Source organism: Aminipila butyrica (genome assembly GCF_010669305.1).
Lineage (GTDB): Bacteria > Bacillota > Clostridia > Peptostreptococcales > Anaerovoracaceae > Aminipila > Aminipila butyrica.
In genome coordinates, this window is sequence record NZ_CP048649.1 from 570,148 (window position 1) to 589,899 (window position 19,752).

Annotated in this window: 26 protein-coding genes; 13 read left to right on the plus strand and 13 right to left on the minus strand. The window is 47.2% G+C overall.

Annotated features, from left to right (window positions below):
• The first annotated feature begins 4 nt into the window (after positions 1-4).
• The 7 genes from Ami103574_RS02745 to Ami103574_RS02775 all read left to right on the plus strand — a co-directional run bounded on the left by Ami103574_RS02745 (position 5) and on the right by Ami103574_RS02775 (position 4,962).
• Entirely contained in the window at positions 5-874 is an 870-nt protein-coding gene (locus Ami103574_RS02745; protein ID WP_132383338.1) for a secretion protein F, read from the plus strand.
• A gap of 12 nt (positions 875-886) precedes the next feature.
• Positions 887-1,177, plus strand: a complete 291-nt coding sequence (locus Ami103574_RS02750; RefSeq protein ID WP_132383336.1) for a hypothetical protein — start codon at positions 887-889, stop codon at positions 1,175-1,177.
• Positions 1,171-1,566: a DUF4320 family protein gene (locus Ami103574_RS02755; RefSeq protein ID WP_132383334.1), complete on the plus strand. Its 396-nt coding sequence runs from the start codon at positions 1,171-1,173 to the stop codon at positions 1,564-1,566. The genes Ami103574_RS02750 and Ami103574_RS02755 overlap by 7 nt, the downstream gene beginning before the upstream one ends.
• Positions 1,563-2,108 carry a hypothetical protein gene (locus Ami103574_RS02760; protein ID WP_132383332.1) on the plus strand — a complete coding sequence of 182 codons (546 nt, stop codon included), beginning with the start codon at positions 1,563-1,565 and terminating at the stop codon, positions 2,106-2,108. Before Ami103574_RS02755 ends, Ami103574_RS02760 begins: the two co-directional genes overlap by 4 nt.
• 159 nt (positions 2,109-2,267) lie before the next feature.
• On the plus strand, positions 2,268-2,741 hold the full coding sequence (locus Ami103574_RS02765; RefSeq protein ID WP_330587157.1) for a DUF6550 family protein: 474 nt from the start codon (positions 2,268-2,270) through the stop codon (positions 2,739-2,741).
• A gap of 68 nt (positions 2,742-2,809) precedes the next feature.
• Entirely contained in the window at positions 2,810-4,540 is a 1,731-nt protein-coding gene (locus Ami103574_RS02770; protein WP_132383330.1) for a hypothetical protein, read from the plus strand.
• Between the two features lie 83 nt (positions 4,541-4,623).
• Positions 4,624-4,962, plus strand: a complete 339-nt coding sequence (locus Ami103574_RS02775; protein ID WP_132383329.1) for a DUF3852 domain-containing protein — start codon at positions 4,624-4,626, stop codon at positions 4,960-4,962.
• Positions 4,963-5,132: 170 nt separating this feature from the next.
• Here the strand turns inward: Ami103574_RS02775 and Ami103574_RS02780 are convergent, their stop codons facing one another.
• The 7 genes from Ami103574_RS02780 to Ami103574_RS02805 all read right to left on the minus strand — a co-directional run bounded on the left by Ami103574_RS02780 (position 5,133) and on the right by Ami103574_RS02805 (position 9,659).
• A complete protein-coding gene (locus Ami103574_RS02780; RefSeq protein ID WP_132383328.1) occupies positions 5,133-5,855 on the minus strand; it encodes a DUF5131 family protein in 723 nt (240 codons plus the stop codon).
• Between the two features lie 55 nt (positions 5,856-5,910).
• The gene (locus Ami103574_RS02785) at positions 5,911-6,117 is read right to left on the minus strand and encodes a hypothetical protein (protein WP_132383327.1); all 207 of its coding nucleotides are present in this window, start codon (positions 6,115-6,117) and stop codon (positions 5,911-5,913) included.
• A gap of 65 nt (positions 6,118-6,182) precedes the next feature.
• Complete coding sequence (locus tag Ami103574_RS02790) at positions 6,183-6,653, minus strand: VOC family protein (protein ID WP_132383326.1); 471 nt, start codon at positions 6,651-6,653, stop codon at positions 6,183-6,185.
• Between the two features lie 3 nt (positions 6,654-6,656).
• A complete protein-coding gene (locus tag Ami103574_RS02795) occupies positions 6,657-7,478 on the minus strand; it encodes a helix-turn-helix domain-containing protein (protein ID WP_132383325.1) in 822 nt (273 codons plus the stop codon).
• Between the two features lie 494 nt (positions 7,479-7,972).
• Positions 7,973-8,197: a hypothetical protein gene (locus Ami103574_RS15780; RefSeq protein WP_246213184.1), complete on the minus strand. Its 225-nt coding sequence runs from the start codon at positions 8,195-8,197 to the stop codon at positions 7,973-7,975.
• A gap of 244 nt (positions 8,198-8,441) precedes the next feature.
• Positions 8,442-8,612: a hypothetical protein gene (locus Ami103574_RS15650; protein WP_165920956.1), complete on the minus strand. Its 171-nt coding sequence runs from the start codon at positions 8,610-8,612 to the stop codon at positions 8,442-8,444.
• A gap of 141 nt (positions 8,613-8,753) precedes the next feature.
• On the minus strand, positions 8,754-9,659 hold the full coding sequence (locus Ami103574_RS02805; protein ID WP_163065207.1) for an AraC family transcriptional regulator: 906 nt from the start codon (positions 9,657-9,659) through the stop codon (positions 8,754-8,756).
• Between the two features lie 137 nt (positions 9,660-9,796).
• On the opposite strand from Ami103574_RS02805, the gene Ami103574_RS02810 reads away from it, so the two are divergent.
• Genes Ami103574_RS02810 through Ami103574_RS02825 form a run of 4 tightly spaced genes read left to right on the plus strand, consistent with a single transcriptional unit; the run spans position 9,797 to position 12,127 of the window.
• Positions 9,797-10,699 (plus strand): conjugal transfer protein TrbL family protein, encoded by a 903-nt coding sequence (locus tag Ami103574_RS02810; protein ID WP_132383323.1) that lies wholly within the window; start codon positions 9,797-9,799, stop codon positions 10,697-10,699.
• Positions 10,696-11,262, plus strand: a complete 567-nt coding sequence (locus Ami103574_RS02815; RefSeq protein ID WP_132383321.1) for a DUF7768 domain-containing protein — start codon at positions 10,696-10,698, stop codon at positions 11,260-11,262. Before Ami103574_RS02810 ends, Ami103574_RS02815 begins: the two co-directional genes overlap by 4 nt.
• Positions 11,263-11,274: 12 nt before the next feature.
• A complete protein-coding gene (locus Ami103574_RS02820; protein WP_132383319.1) occupies positions 11,275-11,553 on the plus strand; it encodes a hypothetical protein in 279 nt (92 codons plus the stop codon).
• Complete coding sequence (locus tag Ami103574_RS02825) at positions 11,537-12,127, plus strand: hypothetical protein (protein WP_132383317.1); 591 nt, start codon at positions 11,537-11,539, stop codon at positions 12,125-12,127. Before Ami103574_RS02820 ends, Ami103574_RS02825 begins: the two co-directional genes overlap by 17 nt.
• Positions 12,128-12,196: 69 nt before the next feature.
• On the opposite strand, the gene Ami103574_RS02830 is transcribed toward Ami103574_RS02825, so the two are convergent.
• Genes Ami103574_RS02830 through Ami103574_RS02855 form a run of 6 tightly spaced genes read right to left on the minus strand, consistent with a single transcriptional unit; the run spans position 12,197 to position 16,646 of the window.
• Complete coding sequence (locus tag Ami103574_RS02830; protein ID WP_132383315.1) at positions 12,197-12,616, minus strand: arsenate reductase ArsC; 420 nt, start codon at positions 12,614-12,616, stop codon at positions 12,197-12,199.
• A 15-nt stretch (positions 12,617-12,631) separates the two neighbouring features.
• Complete coding sequence (arsA, locus tag Ami103574_RS02835) at positions 12,632-14,365, minus strand: arsenical pump-driving ATPase (protein WP_132383313.1); 1,734 nt, start codon at positions 14,363-14,365, stop codon at positions 12,632-12,634.
• A gap of 18 nt (positions 14,366-14,383) precedes the next feature.
• Entirely contained in the window at positions 14,384-14,758 is a 375-nt protein-coding gene (gene arsD, locus Ami103574_RS02840) for an arsenite efflux transporter metallochaperone ArsD (protein WP_132383312.1), read from the minus strand.
• Positions 14,759-14,781: 23 nt separating this feature from the next.
• Positions 14,782-15,273: a GNAT family N-acetyltransferase gene (locus Ami103574_RS02845; protein ID WP_132383311.1), complete on the minus strand. Its 492-nt coding sequence runs from the start codon at positions 15,271-15,273 to the stop codon at positions 14,782-14,784.
• Entirely contained in the window at positions 15,257-16,318 is a 1,062-nt protein-coding gene (gene arsB, locus Ami103574_RS02850) for an ACR3 family arsenite efflux transporter (protein WP_132383310.1), read from the minus strand. The genes Ami103574_RS02845 and arsB overlap by 17 nt, the downstream gene beginning before the upstream one ends.
• A complete protein-coding gene (locus Ami103574_RS02855; RefSeq protein WP_024345932.1) occupies positions 16,311-16,646 on the minus strand; it encodes an ArsR/SmtB family transcription factor in 336 nt (111 codons plus the stop codon). The genes arsB and Ami103574_RS02855 overlap by 8 nt, the downstream gene beginning before the upstream one ends.
• A 192-nt stretch (positions 16,647-16,838) precedes the next feature.
• Between Ami103574_RS02855 and Ami103574_RS02860 the strand changes: the two genes are divergently transcribed.
• On the plus strand, positions 16,839-18,668 hold the full coding sequence (locus tag Ami103574_RS02860; RefSeq protein WP_163065208.1) for a VirB4 family type IV secretion system protein: 1,830 nt from the start codon (positions 16,839-16,841) through the stop codon (positions 18,666-18,668).
• Positions 18,669-18,683: 15 nt separating this feature from the next.
• Entirely contained in the window at positions 18,684-19,727 is a 1,044-nt protein-coding gene (locus tag Ami103574_RS02865) for an amidoligase family protein (RefSeq protein WP_132383305.1), read from the plus strand.
• Positions 19,728-19,752: the final 25 nt, after the last annotated feature.

Genomic DNA, 19,752 nt, shown 5'->3' on the forward strand with positions numbered 1-19,752 from the left:
GGAGATGGGATTACTGTTTTTATTCGGAATCACCTTAGCGGCGGGGCTGTTCTTTATCCTTTTGGATGTGCTGCGTCTGCCGTACCTAAGCACCGCCAAGGCTATGCTGAATACCACAAGATCAGAGAAAAAAGCGGCAAAAACCTTGGAAGCCTACTTCATGACATGGGCGGTAAAGCTCGCAAAGCTGATCCACATGGATGAATACCGCAGGCATCGGCTCAAAAATGTGCTGAAAGCAACCGGCATGAACATGGAGCCGGAGGTCTATCAGGCCTATGCGCTGGTGAAGTCCGGCGTAATTTTGCTGCTGGCGGTTCCGGCAGGTTTTGTATTTCCCCTGCTGGTGCCGGTGGTGGTGTTCCTTGCAGTTATGGTGTATTTTAAGGAAACCAAAAAGACAGACGAAAAGCTGTCCGCCAAGCGTGCTTCTGTGGAAAAGGAGCTGCCTCGCTTTGTTGCCAACATCGAACAGGAGCTGAAAGCCTCCCGTGATGTGCTGGCCATCATAGAAAACTACAAGAAAAACGCCGGGGAAGCCTTTGCCGGAGAGCTGACCATGCTGGCAGCGGATATGCGTTCCTCCAGCTATGAGGCAGCCCTTACCCGGTTCGAGGCAAGGCTCAATTCGCCCATGCTGTCGGATGTGGTGAGAGGCCTCATCGGTGTGCTGCGTGGAGATGACAGCACGGTGTATTTTCAGATGCTGGCGCATGACTTCAAGCAGCTGGAGCTGCAAAGGCTCAAGGGTGAGGCACAGAAAATACCGCCGAAAATCCGTGTGTTTTCCTTTCTCATGCTGATGTGCTTTCTCTTTACCTATCTGGCCATCATCGCTTATGAGATCATCAAGTCCCTTGGCGGGATGTTTTAAGGGGGTGAAAGTGTGATTGTTCAACAAACGCTGATCAAATATCCGCAGGCGTCCTTTGATCTGATGACACCGGTCGGGTTTGTCTTTTTAACGCCGGAAGCAGCAAAAGAGCTGCTGTCGGGAAAGAGCGTGACCGGGCATCCCGGTGTTTCGGAGTGCGCAAGGCTCGTAACCGCTGATGAGCTTTTGAATCAGGAGGTCATCAGCTCTGATTACAGCAACAATGTGTGGCATATATTAAGCGATTTTCCACAGATGGAGCAGGACTCCGCCCCGCCTGAACAGGGGGTGAAGCTATGCTGAAGCTCTTAAAATCCAAGCGTGGCGAGGGATATATTGATGTGTGCGTCCTCGTCCTTTGCGCTATGCTGGTCATTGCGCTGGCGGTACAGGTGCTGCCGGTGTTTATTGCTAAAAACCAGATGGATACCTATGCCACCGAGCTGTGCCGGGAAGCGGAAATCTCCGGCAGGGTAGGCAGTGAAACCAGCCGCCGTGCGGCAGTTCTTACCGAGCAGACCGGGCTGAGTCCCCGGATTTCATGGTCAAAGACCGGCAATATCCAGCTGAATCAGGAAATCACCGTGACCCTGACCTTAGAAAGAAACATTGGGCTGTTCGGCGGTTTTGGTTCGTTCCCGATCACCCTGCGTTCGGAGGCCTCCGGGAAAAGCGAGGTGTACCATAAATGACCAAGCTAAAACAAATATTCAAGGATAAGGCCGGGAACGGCTTTCCCTTGGTGGTAGCCATTACGCTGGTACTTGTCATTATTCTGTGCGGCGTGATGGAGTTTTTCCGGCTGAATATTATCGCCACCGGTGTAAAGGAAGCCTTAGAGGATGCCATTATCGTGACAGTTAACGACAACTATGCCGATGTGTATCACGGTGTCCGGGAGGGCTATAGCGGCGGCTACCAGCCGGACGGCTCCTCCTTTTCCTACAGCGTGAACACTGGCGATATTTACGGTTACATGGACAGTGTCCTCGGTATGGAAGCTGTGGGCAGCAGCCATGTGAAGTATACCGGGGATGCTTTGGAATACAGGCTTTCCGGCTTGGATGTCACGATCCGCAATGCGCTGCTGGCTCCTTCCTCCCCCAAAAACGCACAGCGCTTTGAAGCGGATGCGGTAATCTGGCTGGAGGTTCCGGTGTATTTCGGTGGCAAGGAGCTGGCTCCCATGAAGATAAAACTCAAGGTTCAGGCGGGATACACCGAGGTGTTTTAACTGTTCGGGAAATTGTCTGGACTTCCGAAAAAATATGTAGTATGGTGAGAAATACAAAGAGGTAACATTTTACACTTCTCAAAGGAGGTTGTTTATATGAGTGATAAAACCAAAAGGAGGCTCGCCATTGCGGGTGCTACTGTTATCTGAATAGCACTGGTGGCTGCTATCGGAATGCGGTTTGCTAAGGAACCCGTAATGCCGGATGCTTCCTCACAGGAACCGGTCAGCTCTTCGGATGTGGCTCCTGATATACAAGATAAGACAGAGAAAAAAGAGGTGGTAGTTTCTCCGCAGCCTGCATCGGAGCCGGAAAGCTCGGAAACGCTGCCGCCCCAAACCGATCTGCCGGAGCAGAAGCTCCAGCCCGATCCGGTAAAACCGGAAGCTCCCGCAAAGCCTGAGCTGCCAAAGGATGCGGATACCACGAACCCATCCAAGCCGCCGGAATACAAGCCGGAGGATACGGAAAAGAAACCGGCTGCTGAAAGCAAGCCGCAGGGTGGCGAAACTAACGATAAAGGTCAAACTTACTTCCCCGGATTTGGCTGGGTTGATGGTACAGGTGATGCGCATGGAACAACAGCCGATGATATGTATGAAAATGGCAACAAGATCGGTGACATGAATTAGATATAGAAGATTTTAAGGAATTGCACAGCAGAAATGCTGTGCTTTTTCTTTTGCAAAGGAGGCGCTATATGAAGCGGATTTTTAGTGTTTTTCTCGTGCTTGCCGTGTTATGTTCCTCCCTGTGTGCTGTACCAGCTTATGCAGTCGGGGATGGAAACGTAGATGGAGGTGGCGGCGGTATGGGCGATGGTACCAGCACCAACTCGTGGACTCCGGGCAACGAGGGTGTTCGGGTGACGGTGGTTCGGGCTTCAGATTGTTCTGTTGTCACGACTCCTATTGACCTGACCAACAAGAAACCAAATGGAATTGGACATTTCAATAAAGTTTCTAAGCTGCAATATAATAGTGGTTCAGGATTAACTCCAAGCATGAAAAATTATACCTATACCAACCCTGCACAAGCTCTGCCCAAAATCATTAGCACTAATGGTTCAAACAACATTGCCGCCATCAAAAGCTATTTTACTGATGAACAGGTAATTAGAAGCATCGCCGGTCTCACTGGAATGGACTTTGATGTGTTAATCGGTGGCAAGTACAAGTTACTTCTGGAGCCAATCGCCTATTACAAATTTGAGGGCGTGATGATTGCCACCACAGCCACAGAAGCTGCCATGTATGACGAACAGGTCGGCGGTCTTTTGCGAAAGAGAATGGTATCCCTATCCCATAAGAACCTGCCACTGGCCATGTTCTTGGAGGTGGCGGATCTCGGCTATCCGGCATGGTCGGGAAGCCGAAGCAAGGCAGCTTCCAATGCGGAAATCAAGTCCTCCCTTGGTCTTGGTATCGTGCGGTTTAAGGATAAGCCTGCCGAACCTCCGGAGGTTTTCGTGTATGACTACGAATACCGGGTAAATACAGAGGTCATCACAGCGATTACCGTCAGCGGCGGTCAGAGCGATCCGGATCATCCGGTATCGGCAACCTTTTATGTGAACGGCAGGAGCCACAAGGTCAGCAACATCTACTATCCCGATGGCGACAGCCAGCTGGCATGGATACGCTGGACAACGCCGAATACTCCACAGCATATGACAATTACGGTTTCTGTGTCCGGTGGCGGCAGCTCCAGCAAGGCGACAATCAACGTCAACATCGTTGACCTGAACAAGAATCCACCGCCCAACCCCGTAGCCGATGATCGCAATGACAGCTTTAGAAGATCGGCTGTTCCCAATAATCCGCAGCAAACCTCTGCAAGCTGGACAATATGGCGACCTTGGTGGCAGGAGCATTGGGTATGGCACAGTGACTGGAACTGGTACAGCGATGGTGACGGAGGCGGTCATTGGGAGGATGACGGTGAATGGGTAGACGAAGGCTGGTGGATGTTTGACCTTGACCGCTATCAGGCCAGCCTGTCGGCAAGCATGGCAATTAAGCCCGATGACAAAAGTCCTACCGCCAGCGGAAAAAACATGAAGTCCGGCTATGGCATCAATGAAACGGTTTCTGCCAAAGTCAGCACCAATCAGTCCTCGGCGGTAACCGGGGCGCAGACGGCGGTGACCTACTTCCCGGAATTCGGGTATCAGACCTACTGGAGGCTACTGGAGCGAATGACTTCCGGCTACAGCACCCGGTTTGAGTTTCAGAAGAATCCCTACAGCACTTATAGCCGCAGGACGCATTTTTCACCCATCTGGTTCCCGGACGGAAGCTATACCCCGTACACATGGCTGATAGACAGCTGGTCACCCGCCGGAATGCTTTCTATGAATCTCACGGACAGCGTCACCATCCGGGATAATTTATGGACGGACTGGCATATTGCACCGCAGAAACCCCATTAAAAACAGAGAAAAAAACAAGACCGCAGCCAATCGAAAGCTGCGGTTTTGCTGTTTTCAACCCTATGATGAAAGGTGGAAAATCAATGAAATCGAAACGAATTGCAATGCTCCTGTGCGTAAGCTTACTGCTGTGCCTGATGTTCAGTACAACGGCCTATGCAGCGGGAACCGGGGATGTAGCTGGAGCCATTGAGGGAACGTGGACAACGGCCTCCCAACAGATTAAAACCGTGGTCAACAAGGTGGTATTTCCCGCCATTGACCTGATTCTGGCGGTGTTTTTCTTTGCCAAATTAGGCACGGCTTATTTTGATTATCGCAAACATGGTCAGTTCGAGTGGGCGGCACCGGCAATCCTGTTTGCCTGCTTGGTGTTCACATTAACAGCCCCGTTATACATCTGGACTATATTGGGCATGTAGATACAGCAAGGGCCGTTGCATCAAAGTAAGGTGCAACGGCTCAATTTTGTGGTAAGTCAGATTTGATTGTGTGGGTGAACTTAGTCACCAACAGAGGGTTTGCTCATTTGGTTTGTTCAGAACATTCATGAAGTAAAATAGGCAATAATGCTTTACACTATGGCATTTTATCAAAACAATCTATTCCCATCTGAAATATCAATACTGAGCTCTTTTGCCACACTGGTTTGCTTAAATGGATTTATCTTTTCCGCTACACCGTCACGTTTGAAAAGTGAGCCTGTATTTTTGAACCAAAATGTTACATCTGCTTTTGCGCATTGTTCACGGATATTAAGCACCCAATCATAATCACACAAACGGGCTTCTCGTCCTGTTTCGCCGCCAACGGTAACATGGTCTATGCCATCAAGATATGGTGTTAAATCTATCGCTTCTAAAAGTGGAGCGCAGGCAATAAAACGCCTTTTTATCGGATAGGATAAAAAGAGCGGAAGCCTGTAATCGGCGAGTGTTTGATTTTCGACAGTACAGCCAATATTCACATTGTCATAGCCTGTACCCCAATCAGACGGAAGCGATTGGGGAAATCGGTCAATTCGCTTTGTCAAAATCAAAAAATCAATATCTGTTCTTTCCTTGATGATTGCCCAAGCCTCTTTACGCCATTCATCCGCTTCTGGTAGGAAAAAGTCAGTCGCAAAGCAGGTTGCAAGAATTTTGTTTCCTTTGATATTGTATTCGCCCTTTGCACTTTTCCTTGCAGGCCAATCAAATTTATCTGTTTTTTGTATTGTGCTTTGACCATAGCGTTTTGCATACGGCCCATAAAAATAGCAATTTGTACAGCCATCACTTAATTTGTAACAGCCTGTCCATGGTTCCCAGTTCATAGTGTTCCTCCTCTTGGATGGGTGAAGCCGATGATGGCAGATACGCAGCCGATTGTCAAACGCAGCGTTTGAACGTCACCGTCTGTGCCTTCATGGAGATCTTACCCACCTCGTAGCAGTAGGCGGGCAGCTCCTTCTTAAAGGTTAAAAAGGCATGGTCGATAGGAAATCCCAGAATCTGTTCAATCTCGGCATAGGTCAGCGTGAAGCTGTTTTCCGTGCGTCGACCTATCGCCTTCCAAAGCGGCTCATATTTACTCATTGCCCGTCTCCTCCGATCTTGTTTGGAATAAAATAGCGGCTTTGATTTACCAAAGCCGCCGTGTATCACATACCAAAGCCTAACGCATACTGTTTTACAACCTCAAGAGGAAACATTGTGCGTGTAGCAACTTCTTCTGCCGACATACCTTGCTTAAAAAAGCGTTTGATAACCGTGGTCATATCCTCTGCAATTTCTACAATGTGCTTGTCGGGGTCATATACCCGAACATCACGCTGCCCCCACGGGTATTCTTTGATTTCGTGTATCCATTGCAAACTGGATATGCTTTTCATTTCGGCATACACCTTGTCCAAATCGTCTACTTCAAAATAGACTTGAAAGTTATGTGACTGCTCTTTCACGCTATCGACTGACACACCGACGAGTTCGGCATATCCTTGTTGCAGTGAAAAGCCCTCAAATGTCACATGTACGCCAATATCCATTACCGCATTTTGATGAAGTACCTTTTCATAAAAGTGTTTAGAGGCGGCTATATCCTTAACCGCTAAAAGACAACCTTGATATTTCATTTTTCAATCCTCCTTTGAGGATATTGTATTATATATCTCCGTTCCGTCATAGTAAAAATCCGACATTGTTTTCAGATACTTTTGAGGGGTAACACCACTGATAGCCTTGAAATCTTTATCAAAATGGGCTTGGTCAAAATATCCGGCTTGTTGCGATAATGCCGCAAAAAAGCAAGGCGATGTTTGAATGTGCTTTAATACGTAATTAAAGCGAGTTAAGCGTGCATAGTTTTTAATATTCATTCCGATTTGTGCAAGAAATAATCGGTTTAATTGTCGCTCACTATAATGGGATTGTCTGGCAACTTCTTTCACTTGTATTTGTCCATAATTATCAGAAATTACTTTAGTTGCCAACAGCAAAGAGTCCGAAACAACGTGCTTTTCCATGCGTCGGTATAAAACCTTTTCACAAGTATTTACCAAATTGGATACAGTTTTTGATGCTACAAAAGCCTGATGCAGCGAATGAAACAGCTCATTATCAATATCCGTAAGCGAAAGTCGTTTATCTGCAAACTCCGCTTGACTTTGACGGGTGATTTGATACAAACCATAGGGCGAAAGCTGGATAAGTAGCAGAACATGATAACTATTTGGTTCCATTCCTAACAAAACAGGAGTTAAAGATGCTCCCCACAGTTCAGCAATGACTGCGTTTCCGTTAAAAGCAAGCGACAATGTTCCGCAAGCGTTAGGCATAAGCGTATATTGTGCTGTAAATGTCTCATTCGATGGAAATACGATGTTGTAATATTGAATGTATTTTCTCAGCCCCACATGGGAGGGAAACATATTGAATTGTTTGTCATTTTTGATAATCAAATCGTTCCCTCCTTACTTTTATAATTTTTATTAGTCTTATCCATCTAATGCGAATCAAGCAAGTATAAATTCGCTCATCAAGCATTGAATTTCTGAACTACCGTTTAAAAAAATTACTCGGTAGGTATGGAATGATTTTACCATAGTAAAGCAGGATTTTCAATCAAACAAATATGAATAATGGAAAGGACACAGTTACTATCAAAAAAGTCCGTTCACCATCCTTTTGCAAGGATTGACTGGACTATTCTTGGCATGTAGACAAAGCAAGAGCCGTCGCGTCAAGTTAGATGCAACGGCTCAATTTCGTGATAAGTCAGATTTTATTGTGTAGGTGAAGTTAAACACTAACAGAGGGTGTGCTCATACCCTTACACAATGTTTTCACCCAAAATAATTTTTGGCATAGTGGTTAAGCATCTGTTCCACCGCTTGTAAAAATGCTCTAACCCTAACTTTGACACCCTTGCGTGAGTTTCTTCATCTCTAACAGTCTAATGTAAAACATAAGTGACTTTGCCTACATTGCGTGTGAGGCGAACAGGCAATGCCCCTTCTTTAACGGCATTAAAATCTGTTTGGCGGTGGGTGCGTTTGATATATCTAACTTCAATAACACCATCCTGCTCCATATAAAAGGCGGCAACCTCTTTCATAAGTTGCTCAATTTCCTCTTGCTTTTCAATCTTTGCCTCATAGATACAAATTTCATTAAACATTTATTGCACCACCTCGCACATTATATAAACTTGCTCACCGAGCGTTAATTTCCCATGCTACCGTTTCACAAAAGTTTTACACGGTAGATATATAAAGTGAGTTTACCATAGTAAATCGGAACTTTCAATCAAACAAATATGAACAATGGAAAGGACACAGATACTATGAAAAAAGTCCGTTCACCACCCTTATGCAAGGATACTCTGGCAGGTGCTGGGGATGTAGCATAGGAGTCGCAGAGTTTTACTCCTCCGGCTTATCTGTCAGGCGCAGCGGGGTTTCATCTGAATCCATATATGTTTCCTCGCACTCCTGCAGGGCGGTGCGCATAATACAAGCAGCCTGAGAAATGAGCTTCTCGGCATCAGTTGCTGCGTTAAACATTTTATAGTAGAGCTTTTTGTAATCTGCCACACAAATACCTCCTTTGAAATTATTTCGGCGGCCTCCGTTGTGTGGTATTAAAGCTCTGAACAAGCGGATTGTCAAGTCATAAATCAGAAAAAGAAAAGCACCGGGCAGCTTTCACGGCTGCCCGGTGCAATGTGCGCAAATCTACTTTTTTAGCTTGAGCCAAATTTCCATGCTTGTGGTTTCAGGCGAATGGCTTGCATATCGCTCCGCACAAAATGCTTCTGTTTGTAGTTTGTGATTTGGCAGCCATGTGTTGTAAATATATTGCTGTGCTTTATAAATTGCGTCCATAACAAGTGCTTCAAAATTTTCAGCTTCAAAGGAGCAGACGATATATTCTCCAACTGGCAGTTGCCAGCTCATGAACTCGTCCGGAGCCTCTCCCGCTTTTGACTTTGCCCCTGCAAAATAGCTAAAATACCCTTCTTCTAAAGATGGCAAAGTTACACCGACTTCTTCAGCATCCTCAGAAAGACCAAGTACTGTTTGCTTCTGTTTATGGAAGCTTTTCCAAAGGGCATCCAGCGGATCAATGCCAGATTCTGTTCCCAATCCATCCAAATGCTGAATGGGCACATCCTGTTTAGCACCGATAAAACAAATCGGTTCCGCAATTTCTCTTCGGTTTATTTCCAGAACAATGCCATCGGTGATGAGCGGTACCCCTTCATCAATTAAGGTGTAGTGAAGCAGAAACTCCGGCTTGGTCATATGATTGAGCGTTTGCGGATTTTTGCGATATTCCTCCGGTGTCATACCAAAGGTATCCTTAAAGGTACGGGTAAAGTGTTCGTGAGAGGAAAAACCAAGCTCCAATGCAATATCCAAAATACGTTGTTCTTTTTGCAGCAGTGCTTCGGCTGCCTTTGCCATACGGCGCAGCTTAACGTACTCAGCAACCGGCTTTTTAACCAAACGGCTGAACAGGCGCTGATAGTAAAAAGGCGACAGTGCTGCCATCTTTGCGAGGCTGTCAATATTTAATTCCTCGCCTAAATGTTCTTCAATAAATTCTATGGTTTCCTGTATTTGTTCCCATGCGTGCATGATAAGCACCTCCTTTGACCATAGAATACCACAGCTCAAAGGGATGCCGCTTGACTGTGTATGCTCTTTTTTATTGGTACCAAATTCATTTTACCATAAGCAGTTTGTTTTCACACGGAAAGGAGTGATAACTTCAAATGTTCATATGGGATTTTGTCGCCGACACTGTCCTCGGTCAGATTGTAGATTGGATCTACGGTCAGATCGTGGGCTTCCTCGGCGACTTTTTTATGCAGATGGGAAACATGGGAGCAGACCTGTTCGAAATGAACTGGGTGCAGTCTATTGTGCTGTTCTTTTCCTATCTGGCATGGGCGTTATACGGTGTTGGTCTTGTGGTAGTTGCCTTTGAATGCGGGATTGAGTCTCAGTCCGGCAGAGGCAGCATTAAGGATACCGCCCTCAACGCCATCAAGGGTTTTATGGCCGTGGGGCTGTTCACCACGGTTCCGGTGGAGCTGTATAAGCTGTCGGTGTCTTTGCAGGGCAGCTTCACTGCCGGGATTACCGGTCTTGGAACCGACTTCGGCACAGTAGCCCAAGGCATCATTGCATCGCTACAGGATGCGGGAAATCTGGAGCAGGCCATGACCAGCAGTGTGTTCGGAGGCTTATCTGCTATTACAAGCCCGATCATGATGATTTTTATTCTCATACTGATGGGCTATGCGGTGATTAAAGTGTTCTTCGCCAACCTCAAGAGGGGCGGCATCCTGCTCATCCAGATCGCTGTAGGAAGTTTATATATGTTCAGTGTTCCCCGTGGCTATATTGACGGCTTTGTGTCATGGTGCAAACAGGTCATCGGCCTGTGCCTTACGGCGTTTTTGCAGGCAACGGTGCTGATTGCCGGACTGATGGTAGTAAAAGACCATGCCCTGCTGGGGCTTGGCCTGATGCTGGCAGCTGGAGAAATCCCCCGCATTGCCGGACAGTTCGGACTGGATACCAGCACCAAAGCCAACCTCATGAGTACGGTGTATGCGGCGCAGACTGCGGTGAATATGACCAAGACGGTAGTACAGGCGGTGGCGAAATGAGCGAGAACAAGCTGGTCTATATCGCCTCACCCTATGCCGGGGACATACAAAAGAATGTGGAATTTGCAAAGGCGGCCTGCCGGTATGCAATGGAGCAGAATTGTACGCCGGTAGCTGTTCATCTTCTGTACCCGCAGTTTTTGGATGACAATGACCCCGTCCAGAGAGAATCCGGTTTTCACATGGGGCATCGTGTGCTGGAGGCCTGCGATGAGTTGTGGCTCTGCGGCAGCCGGATTTCCACCGGCATGACGATGGAGCTTAGAGAAGCCAAAAAGCTGGGTATTCCTGTCCGGGAGATATCCGCAGAACAAATCCAAGGAGGTTTTACTATGGAAAAGAAATATGGTGTGTGGGCGATGCGCAGTGCCGGTTCGGTGTGCGGAGCCGCTCAAAGCTGGTGCAAGCATGGCGGCAAGCCGATGGAGTTTGACACGATGGAACAGGCTGAAAGCTACGCCAATCAGCTGAATGAATCGTGTTATTCTCCCAATGTACGCTATGCCGCAAAAGAAATGGAACCGGAGCTGAATCAAGGCTCCGGTTTTTCCATGCGGATGTAAGGGAGGTGCCTCATGCATATTTACCCCGATCACTTAAGAGCAAAAGCAACCCTATGGCTGTGGCAGCTGCGGGATATCGGCATCATCGGTGTGGCGCTGCTTATCTCTGTGCTTGCGATTTCCCAGCTGGGATTTGTGCCACCCATCGTGCTGACCGCCGTTTATGCCTTTTTAGCCATCCGCTTTGAGGACACAAGCATTCTGGATTTTCTCCGGTATGCCTGTGCCTTTTTTATCACCAAGCAGCAATTCTATGAATGGAGGTACACGCCCAATGCGCAGGAACGATAAGGCAGAAGCCAAAAAAAGAGCCTCCACCCGGCAGCTTATCGGTACCAAGGAAATCACCGAGTACAGCCTACAGACCTATGGTCACGGAGAACTGGTGTATTTCATCATTAAGCCCAGCAACATATCGGTGCTGTCTGAGGCCAGCATCAGCACCCGCATCTATGCTCTGATGACTGTTCTCAAAGGAATCGCCGAAATCGAGATTTTGTGCTTAAACAGCCGGGAAAACTTCGAGGACAACAAGCGTTTTCTCCGCAGCCGCATAGAGCAGGAACAGAACCCGGTGGTGCGAAAGCTCCTCGAAAAAGACCTGTCCTTCCTTGACCGGATACAGGTGCAGATGGCGACAGCAAGGGAGTTTTTAATCCTGATTCGCCTGCGGAATGAAAAAGAAAAAGAGGTGCTCCCGTACCTGTCACGCATAGAGAAGTCCTTGAAAGAGCAGGGATTTTCCGTAAAGCGAGCGGACAAAGAGGACATCAAGCGCATCCTTGCGGTTTACTTCGAGCAGAACGTCACGACCGAAAAGTTTGAGGATTTCGATGGGGAACGATGGGTTATTTTGAATGAGTAAAAGATAAACGTACAGGGTAGCTTATCTATGTAGCTATCCTGTACGCAGTAATTGTATTTCGGTTATTCCTTAAAGGGAACCTGTTTCGATTCTTGTTTTAAGATTTTTTATGTGCTGGCCAATGTCGTGTATGACCGCAATAAACTCGTCATCACATTTGCCGGTCGGATCATCAAGTCCCCAATCCTCTCGGTGCTTGCAGGGTAAAAAAGGACACTGAACATTGCAGCCCATAGTAATAACAATATCTACTGGAGGAATTGAGGAAAGCAGCTTGGAACGCTGTGTTTTCTCCATATCAATGCCGTAAAGCTGTTTCATTAATCGAACAGCGTCCTGATTGATCTGTGGCTTTGTTTCTGTTCCAGCCGAATAGCTTTCAAACACATCAGTGGCAAGGTGTTTACCGAGTGCTTCCGCAATTTGGCTTCGGCAAGAGTTGTGAACACAAATAAATGCCACCTTGGGTTTGTTTATTTCCTTATTCATGAAAGACCTCCCTTTTTATAGCTCTCTTAGCTTATCTCCCTTTATATCATCTGCGTGCCAAGCGATTAAAGCAAAATTTCCACTTGTATGTTCCGCTATCTTGTTTATCCACGGAATTTCATTGCTGGCTTTTGCAGCTAACAGGGCGTTTGTTGTTTTTGTATGATAAAGAGAAGTATTCACAAGCCACCACTTTGTAGCAATATTGGCACGTTTCAAGTCTTCTTCCAGACGTAATGCTTCGTAAACTGGGGTAGTTTCAGGCAAGGCTACAATAACGACTGCTGTTTCAGCACTTCGCAGACGTGGCAACAGCTTTCTTACGGAATCGGGGATATTGCCTTGTGTCCTCTGAACCTCTTTATGATAGCTCAATGTAGAATCCAATAGCAGAAGTGTATGCCCTGTAGGTGCGGTATCAATGACAACAATTTCATTTTCGGCACGCTCTACAACTTCCGCAAAAGCTCTGAATACGGCAATTTCTTGTGTACAAGGAGAACGCAGATCTTCTTCGATATAGGCAATATCTTCTTCCGACATGGTTTCCCGTGCCTTTGTTATAACTTCCTCCTGATAGCGTGCCAGTTCCTTATGCTCGTCAATATGGCTCATGGTAATGCCGCTGTTTTCATCGAGAACAAATTTTAAGTGTGCTGCTGGGTCAGTAGTGGTTAAATGCACCTTTTTACCCTTTTCAGAAAGCCCTAAGGCAATAGCGGCGGCAAGTGTGGTTTTGCCAACACCTCCCTTGCCCATTGTGAAAACGACTTTTTTACCGCTATGATATAAGTCATCAATTACATCCTTTAGCTGAGGAATGCTCTTTGCTTTGATGGTCTCATCGCTGATGACATAGCTATTCTTTGTGAGCAGTGACCTGACATTCTCCATACCTGTAATGTTGTATGCCCTCAAGGGAACCATGTAGGCATTGATTGCCTGTAACGGTTTTGGCATATTTGCAAGGGCATTTTCCTGTTTATCAAAAAGACTTTTAGAAATGGTATCATCATAATCAGCCAATACGCCATTGATTACCATAGCCTGATTGAGTACGCCAAGCTCCGCTAATTCGTGAGAAGCCCGCTCTATTTCTTTGAGGGGGGCTGTTTCGGGGCGGGTTACAAGAATTAAGGTTGTTTGTGCGCCGTCTGTCAGTGTTTCAACCGCAGCTTTATACATTTCCTTTTTACTTTCAAGCCCGGATAACTGTCCCAAACAAGAGGCACCATGTGTACTTTCGCTGATGAAATTGCTCCACGCAGAGGGAAGCTGCAACATTCTAAGTGTATGCCCGGTCGGCGCGGTATCGAAAAGAATATGGTCGTATTTTTCCTCCATCTCTTTATTGGTAATGAAGTTGGAAAATTCATTGAAAGCGGCAATCTCCACTGTGCAGGAACCAGAAAGCTGTTCTTCCATATTAGCGAGGACTGATTCCGGAAGCTTACCACGATAAGGCGCAAGCACGCTTTCCCTGTATTCTGCCGCTGCCTGCATAGGGTCAAGGTTGGCTACATCAAGATTGGCTACCTCTGCAATGGGCGTGGCTTTCCCTGTAAGCGGGGTGTTAAACACATCCTGCAAGTTGGAGGCCGGGTCTGTACTGACAAGAAGAACCTTTTTGCCACTATCCGCAAGATTTACCGCCGTTGCACACGCTACAGATGTTTTCCCGACACCACCTTTACCTGTGTAAAACAAGTATTTCGTTAAGGTGATTTTGTTTGGGTCAAAGATTTGCATTGAGGAACCTCCTTTCTTTTAGCAGCAGTTCCCGTCAGAACAGCAGCAACCGCCTTGCTTTGCGGATTTTGCTTCGGTCAAATAGCTCGTGGGAACCTCCAGCAAAGAAACAAGCTCCTCATTGGTTGGATAGCGGCCTGTCATCACGATTTTTTCATCGATCATAACAGCGGGCAGTTCCTCAACACCTTTTTCGTTGATAAAGTCGTTGATCGTTTTGTTATTGACAAAAGCCATCGGCGCACCGCTTAGATTAAAGCGGTCAACTGCCACTCCGTTCTTTTTCAATGCATTTAAAACAGTAGAAATGCGGAGCAGCTCCGGGTCAACACTCACACCGCAAAGGCCGGTGTCACAGCACATGGCAGGTTCAAATATTTGCATTTTTTTCATGATAAGTCTCTCCTTATATATGATTATATTAAATTGCTTCTTCGTTCCATAAGAACGGTATTACGCCACTGTCCAAAACGGTCTTGCCCAATTCGTTCACGGAATCCCACTTGACGGAATCCGCATTTTTCATGCAAACGAATGCTTGCTTTGTTGTCAGCCATAATTCCCGATTGCAGTGTCCAGATACCATCTTTTTCAGATTGCTTTGACAGAAAGTTCAGTAGTTGGTTCCCTGCACCTTTTCCTCTATGGGTATCATGGATGTAAATACTGACTTCCGCCACGCCACGATAGACACAGCGGCTTGACACAGGAGTTAATGCTGCCCAACCGGCAATGACATCACCATCGGTTATTACAAAGCGGCATTGCTTGATATGGGACTGGTCAAATTCTTCATTAGTGGGGCATTCCGTTTGAAATGTTGCAAGGTTGGTATCCATACCTTGCTGGTAGATTTCGCTGACTGATTTCCAGTCGCCTTTTTGCATTTCTCTAATTTTGTAATTCATTTTGAGGAAACCAGCCTTTCGTTTTATTGACAAACCTTACAAGCAAGAGCATAACCGGCACTTCTGTCAGAACGCCAACGGTACAGACCAGCACCACCGGGGAAGTCGGCCCGAACAGTGCGATAGCGACAGCCACCGACAGTTCAAAAAAGTCCGATGCACCAATGAGTGCGGCAGGAGCCGCAACATTATGGGGCTGCTTTGTTATCTTGCACATCCAATAGGCAAAGGCGGCAGTGAGGACATTTTGCAGGATCAGCGGAATAGCAATCAAAAGGACATGTAAGGGGTTTTCCAGTATGGCATCTCCTTGAAAAGAAAAGATGATAACCAATGTCAGGAGAAGTCCAACAGTTGTCACATTATCAAATTTAGGGATAAACCTTTGCGTGAAATATTCCTCGCCTTTGTTTTTTACCATGAAATATCGGGTAAGAAAACCGCCCACAAGAGGAACGACAACAAATAGAACAATGGAAAGAATGAGTGTATCCCACGGCACGAAAATATTTGTCACACCCAGCAGAAAGGATACAATCGGGACAAATGCCACGAGGATAATCAGGTCATTCACTGCCACCTGCACTAAGGTATGAGCAGGGTCGCCTTTGGTCAGATTACTCCAAACAAATACCATTGCGGTGCAGGGGGCTGCACCCAGCAAGACGGCTCCGGCGACATAGCTTTGTGCAAGCTCGGTCGGTATGAATGTCTTAAAAACAACGTAGAAAAAAAAGGAGGCAAGACCAAACATGAGAAATGGTTTAATCAGCCAGCTTGTTCCGCTGGATATAAGAAGCCCCTGCGGATTGTTGCGTACATTTTTGATGGACTGAAAATCCACTTTCATCATCATGGGGTAAATCATCACCCAAATGAGTACAGCAATCGGAATGGATATTTGTGCGTACTCAAAGCGGCTTAAGAATTCAGGGATACCTGGCAGGAACTTGCCGATTAAAATTCCCGCCGCCATACAGATCAGCACCCAAATGGTCAGGTATTTTTCAAAAAAGCCGATACCAGTGTTTTTCTCCTTATTCATTATCATCACATCCTTTGCAGCAGCCTGTATCTTCTTTGCAGATGCAGTTTTCCTTATCAGAGGTGATGGAGCAGAAAAATTGTTTTGTTTTGCCGATGGTTTCCTCATCCAAAGAGTAATACGTCCATTTGCCCTCGTTTCGGCCTTTTACAAGCCCACATTCACATAGAAGTTTCATGTGGTGGGACAGCGTAGATTGGGACATTTCAAATTTCTCTAAAATCATGCAGGCACAAAGCTCTCCGCAAGAGAGCATATCAACAATCATAGCTCTTTTGGGGTCACCCAGCGCCTTAAACACTTTGGTATTTTCTAAGTAGTTTTCCATATTAACACCTCACATCTATATTTTTCGATATGACTATTATATGCATCAAATCGAAAAGTGTCAATATGAAATTTTGTGTAAAATTGAAGATATCCGCAATATCAAGTAATATCAGTGTATTTTCTCAAGCCGTCACATAATGTGGCGGCTTTTGCTATGCCCCAAATCTAAAACAGAAAGGAAAAAATACCGATGGCAAGAAAAAGAAACCCACAATCTCCACCGCAGGAGGATGCCAGAATCCAAGAATTTTTGGATATGATTGCCCCCTCAGTAATCAAATTTAACACCGACCACTTTATCTGCGGGAACACCTACCGCTGCGTTTGGGCGCTGCGGGAGTATCCCACCGCCACGGAGGAGCAGGCCATCCTGCGCCACTTGGGAGAAAAGGATGGCGTGACCCTACGAATCTATACCCGCCATGTCACGCCGGTGGAGGAAAAGAAAATCATCAGCAATGCCGCCAATAAAAACCGTTTGAGCAAGTCCAACACCAACGATTTGCAGCAGACGGTTATGGCCGAAAGCAATCTGCAGGATGTGGCCACCATCGTGGCGCAGGCGCACCGGAACCGGGAACCCTTCATTCACTCGGCTGTGTACATTGAGCTGTCCGCACACGATCTGGATCAGCTGAAGCTATTGCAGACTGAAGTCATGACCGAGCTGATTCGCTCTAAACTCAACGTGGACAGACTGATGCTCCGCCAGCAGCAGGGCTTCCAGTGCGTGATGCCCAGCGGCTTTAATGTGTTCCGTGACCAGTTCGAGCGTGTTCTCCCGGCAAGCTCTGTGGCTAATCTCTATCCCTTTAACTATTCGGGCAAAACAGATGGCAATGGCTTTTATGTGGGACGGGATAAGTTTGGCAGCAATGTGCTGGTGGATTTCAATAAGCGAGCCGATGACAAGACCAATGCCAACATCCTGATTCTCGGCAACAGCGGTCAGGGCAAATCCTATCTGCTCAAGCTCATCCTGTGTAATCTGCGGGAATCCGGTATGAATGTGTGTGCCCTCGATCCCGAAATGGAGTACGAGGATTTGACCAACAACCTCGGAGGCTGCTTCATCGACCTTATGTCCGGGGAGTTCATCATCAATGTGCTGGAACCCAAAACATGGGATGAAAACGGCAGCCCGGAGGATAAGGATGCGCCTCAGACCTTCCGCATCAGCAGCAAGCTCAGTCAGCACATTTCCTTTCTCAAGGACTTTTTCAGGACATATAAGGACTTTTCCGACCGGGAGATCGACACCATCGAAATTATGCTGCAAAAGCTGTACGCCAAGTTGGGCATCAGCGACAGCACGAAATTTGATCGCCTGACCGCCAAGGACTATCCCATTTTGTCAGACTTGTATGGTCTGATTGAGGAAGAGTACAAAGCCTTTGATGAGAACAGCCGCCAGCTTTATACCGCAGATCTGCTCCAAAACATCCTGCTGGGGCTGCACTCCATCTGCAAGGGTGCAGAGTCGAAATTCTTTGACGGACACACCAATATCACCGATTCCAGCTTTGTGACCTTTGGGGTGAAAGGTTTGCTGCAGGCTAGCAAGAGCCTGAAAAATGCCCTGCTGTTCAACATTCTATCCTACATGAGCAACGAGCTTCTGACTAACGGCAACACCGCCGCCAGCATTGATGAGTTCTACCTGTTCCTCACGAACCTCACCGCCGTGGAGTACGTCCGCAACTTTTCCAAGCGTGTGCGTAAAAAGGATTCGGCGGTGATTATCGCCTCGCAGAATTTGGAGGACTTCAACATTGAGGGTATCCGGGAGTACACCAAGCCCCTGTTCAGCATCCCGACCCATCAGTTTCTGTTTAACGCCGGAAATATTGATGCCAAGTTCTACATTGATACGCTTCAGCTGGAGCAGAGCGAATACAACCTGATCCGCTACCCGCAGCGTGGGGTGTGCCTCTACAAATGCGGCAATGAGCGGTACAACCTGATGGTGAATGCTCCGGAGCATAAGGCAAAACTGTTTGGAAAGGCGGGTGGCCGTTAATGGGAGGTGAGAAAAATGGACATGAAAGATCAGCGGTTCGGTATTGAGGTAGAGCTGACCGGCATCACCCGTAAGGCTGCCGCCGATATTGCCGCCGCCTATTTCGGCACAACGGCTGTGTATGATGGTAGCTATTACGACACCTATGCCGCTATTGACTCCCAAGGCCGTAAGTGGAAATTTATGAGTGATGCCAGTATTACGCCGCAGAGAAAGGATGGCAGACAGACGGTATCGGCCTCTTCGGAATATAAAACGGAGATGGTCAGCCCCATCTGCCGCTGGGAGGACATCGAAAAAGTACAGGAGCTGGTACGAAAGCTCCGGGAAGCCGGTGCCATTGCCAACAGCTCCTGCGGCATCCATGTTCATGTGGATGCCTCGCCCTTTGATGCGAATACTTTGCGGAATATCACCAACATCATGGCCGCCAAGGAGGATTTGATTTACAAGGCGCTTCAGGTGTCCGTGGCCAGACAGCACCGCTGGTGCAAGCCGGTGGATAACCGGTTTCTGGAGGAACTGAACCGTAGAAAGCCTCGCACACTGGATCAGGTCGGTCGTATTTGGTACAACGGCGAGAGCCGCAGCAACATCCACTATGATGACAGCCGGTACCACTGTTTGAATCTTCATTCTGTGTTCCAGAAAGGTACGGTGGAGTTCCGTTTGTTCAACGGAACCACTCATGCCGGAAAAATCAAGGCCTACATTCAGCTGTGCATGGCTATTTCCGCACAGGCGCTCAATCAGCGCTGTGCCAGCCGTACAAAGACACAGACCACCAACGAAAAGTACACCTTTCGCACTTGGCTGCTGCGCTTGGGGCTGATCGGGGATGAATTCAAGACCGCCCGTGAGCATCTGCTGAAGAATCTGGATGGCTGCATCGCTTGGCGTGATCCGGCGCAGGCAGAAAAGCAAAAGGAACGAATGCGGCAGAAAAAAGAAAAAGAGCTGGAGCAGGCACGGCAGACTTCCACAGAAGTGCAGCCTACCGCTCCCGAACCAACCGAAGCCGAGGCAGAAGATGCCCCGGCTTTTACTATGCGTATGTAAATTTATATGTGAATGATAGGAGGAA

Bases quoted from the DNA above. Each gene is read 5' to 3' on its own strand.
- Ami103574_RS02745 (WP_132383338.1), top strand. From the start codon at position 5: ATGGGATTACTGTTTTTATTCGGAATCACCTTAGCGGCGGGGCTGTTC.
- Ami103574_RS02755 (WP_132383334.1), top strand. From the start codon at position 1,171: ATGCTGAAGCTCTTAAAATCCAAGCGTGGCGAGGGATATATTGATGTG.
- Ami103574_RS02760 (WP_132383332.1), top strand. From the start codon at position 1,563: ATGACCAAGCTAAAACAAATATTCAAGGATAAGGCCGGGAACGGCTTT.
- Ami103574_RS02770 (WP_132383330.1), top strand. From the start codon at position 2,810: ATGAAGCGGATTTTTAGTGTTTTTCTCGTGCTTGCCGTGTTATGTTCC.
- Ami103574_RS02775 (WP_132383329.1), top strand. From the start codon at position 4,624: ATGAAATCGAAACGAATTGCAATGCTCCTGTGCGTAAGCTTACTGCTG.
- Ami103574_RS02780 (WP_132383328.1), bottom strand. From the start codon at position 5,855: ATGAACTGGGAACCATGGACAGGCTGTTACAAATTAAGTGATGGCTGT.
- Ami103574_RS02785 (WP_132383327.1), bottom strand. From the start codon at position 6,117: ATGAGTAAATATGAGCCGCTTTGGAAGGCGATAGGTCGACGCACGGAA.
- Ami103574_RS02790 (WP_132383326.1), bottom strand. From the start codon at position 6,653: ATGAAATATCAAGGTTGTCTTTTAGCGGTTAAGGATATAGCCGCCTCT.
- Ami103574_RS15780 (WP_246213184.1), bottom strand. From the start codon at position 8,197: ATGTTTAATGAAATTTGTATCTATGAGGCAAAGATTGAAAAGCAAGAG.
- Ami103574_RS02805 (WP_163065207.1), bottom strand. From the start codon at position 9,659: ATGCACGCATGGGAACAAATACAGGAAACCATAGAATTTATTGAAGAA.
- Ami103574_RS02810 (WP_132383323.1), top strand. From the start codon at position 9,797: ATGTTCATATGGGATTTTGTCGCCGACACTGTCCTCGGTCAGATTGTA.
- Ami103574_RS02815 (WP_132383321.1), top strand. From the start codon at position 10,696: ATGAGCGAGAACAAGCTGGTCTATATCGCCTCACCCTATGCCGGGGAC.
- Ami103574_RS02820 (WP_132383319.1), top strand. From the start codon at position 11,275: ATGCATATTTACCCCGATCACTTAAGAGCAAAAGCAACCCTATGGCTG.
- Ami103574_RS02825 (WP_132383317.1), top strand. From the start codon at position 11,537: ATGCGCAGGAACGATAAGGCAGAAGCCAAAAAAAGAGCCTCCACCCGG.
- Ami103574_RS02830 (WP_132383315.1), bottom strand. From the start codon at position 12,616: ATGAATAAGGAAATAAACAAACCCAAGGTGGCATTTATTTGTGTTCAC.
- arsA (WP_132383313.1), bottom strand. From the start codon at position 14,365: ATGCAAATCTTTGACCCAAACAAAATCACCTTAACGAAATACTTGTTT.
- arsD (WP_132383312.1), bottom strand. From the start codon at position 14,758: ATGAAAAAAATGCAAATATTTGAACCTGCCATGTGCTGTGACACCGGC.
- Ami103574_RS02845 (WP_132383311.1), bottom strand. From the start codon at position 15,273: ATGAATTACAAAATTAGAGAAATGCAAAAAGGCGACTGGAAATCAGTC.
- arsB (WP_132383310.1), bottom strand. From the start codon at position 16,318: ATGAATAAGGAGAAAAACACTGGTATCGGCTTTTTTGAAAAATACCTG.
- Ami103574_RS02855 (WP_024345932.1), bottom strand. From the start codon at position 16,646: ATGGAAAACTACTTAGAAAATACCAAAGTGTTTAAGGCGCTGGGTGAC.
- Ami103574_RS02860 (WP_163065208.1), top strand. From the start codon at position 16,839: ATGGCAAGAAAAAGAAACCCACAATCTCCACCGCAGGAGGATGCCAGA.
- Ami103574_RS02865 (WP_132383305.1), top strand. From the start codon at position 18,684: ATGGACATGAAAGATCAGCGGTTCGGTATTGAGGTAGAGCTGACCGGC.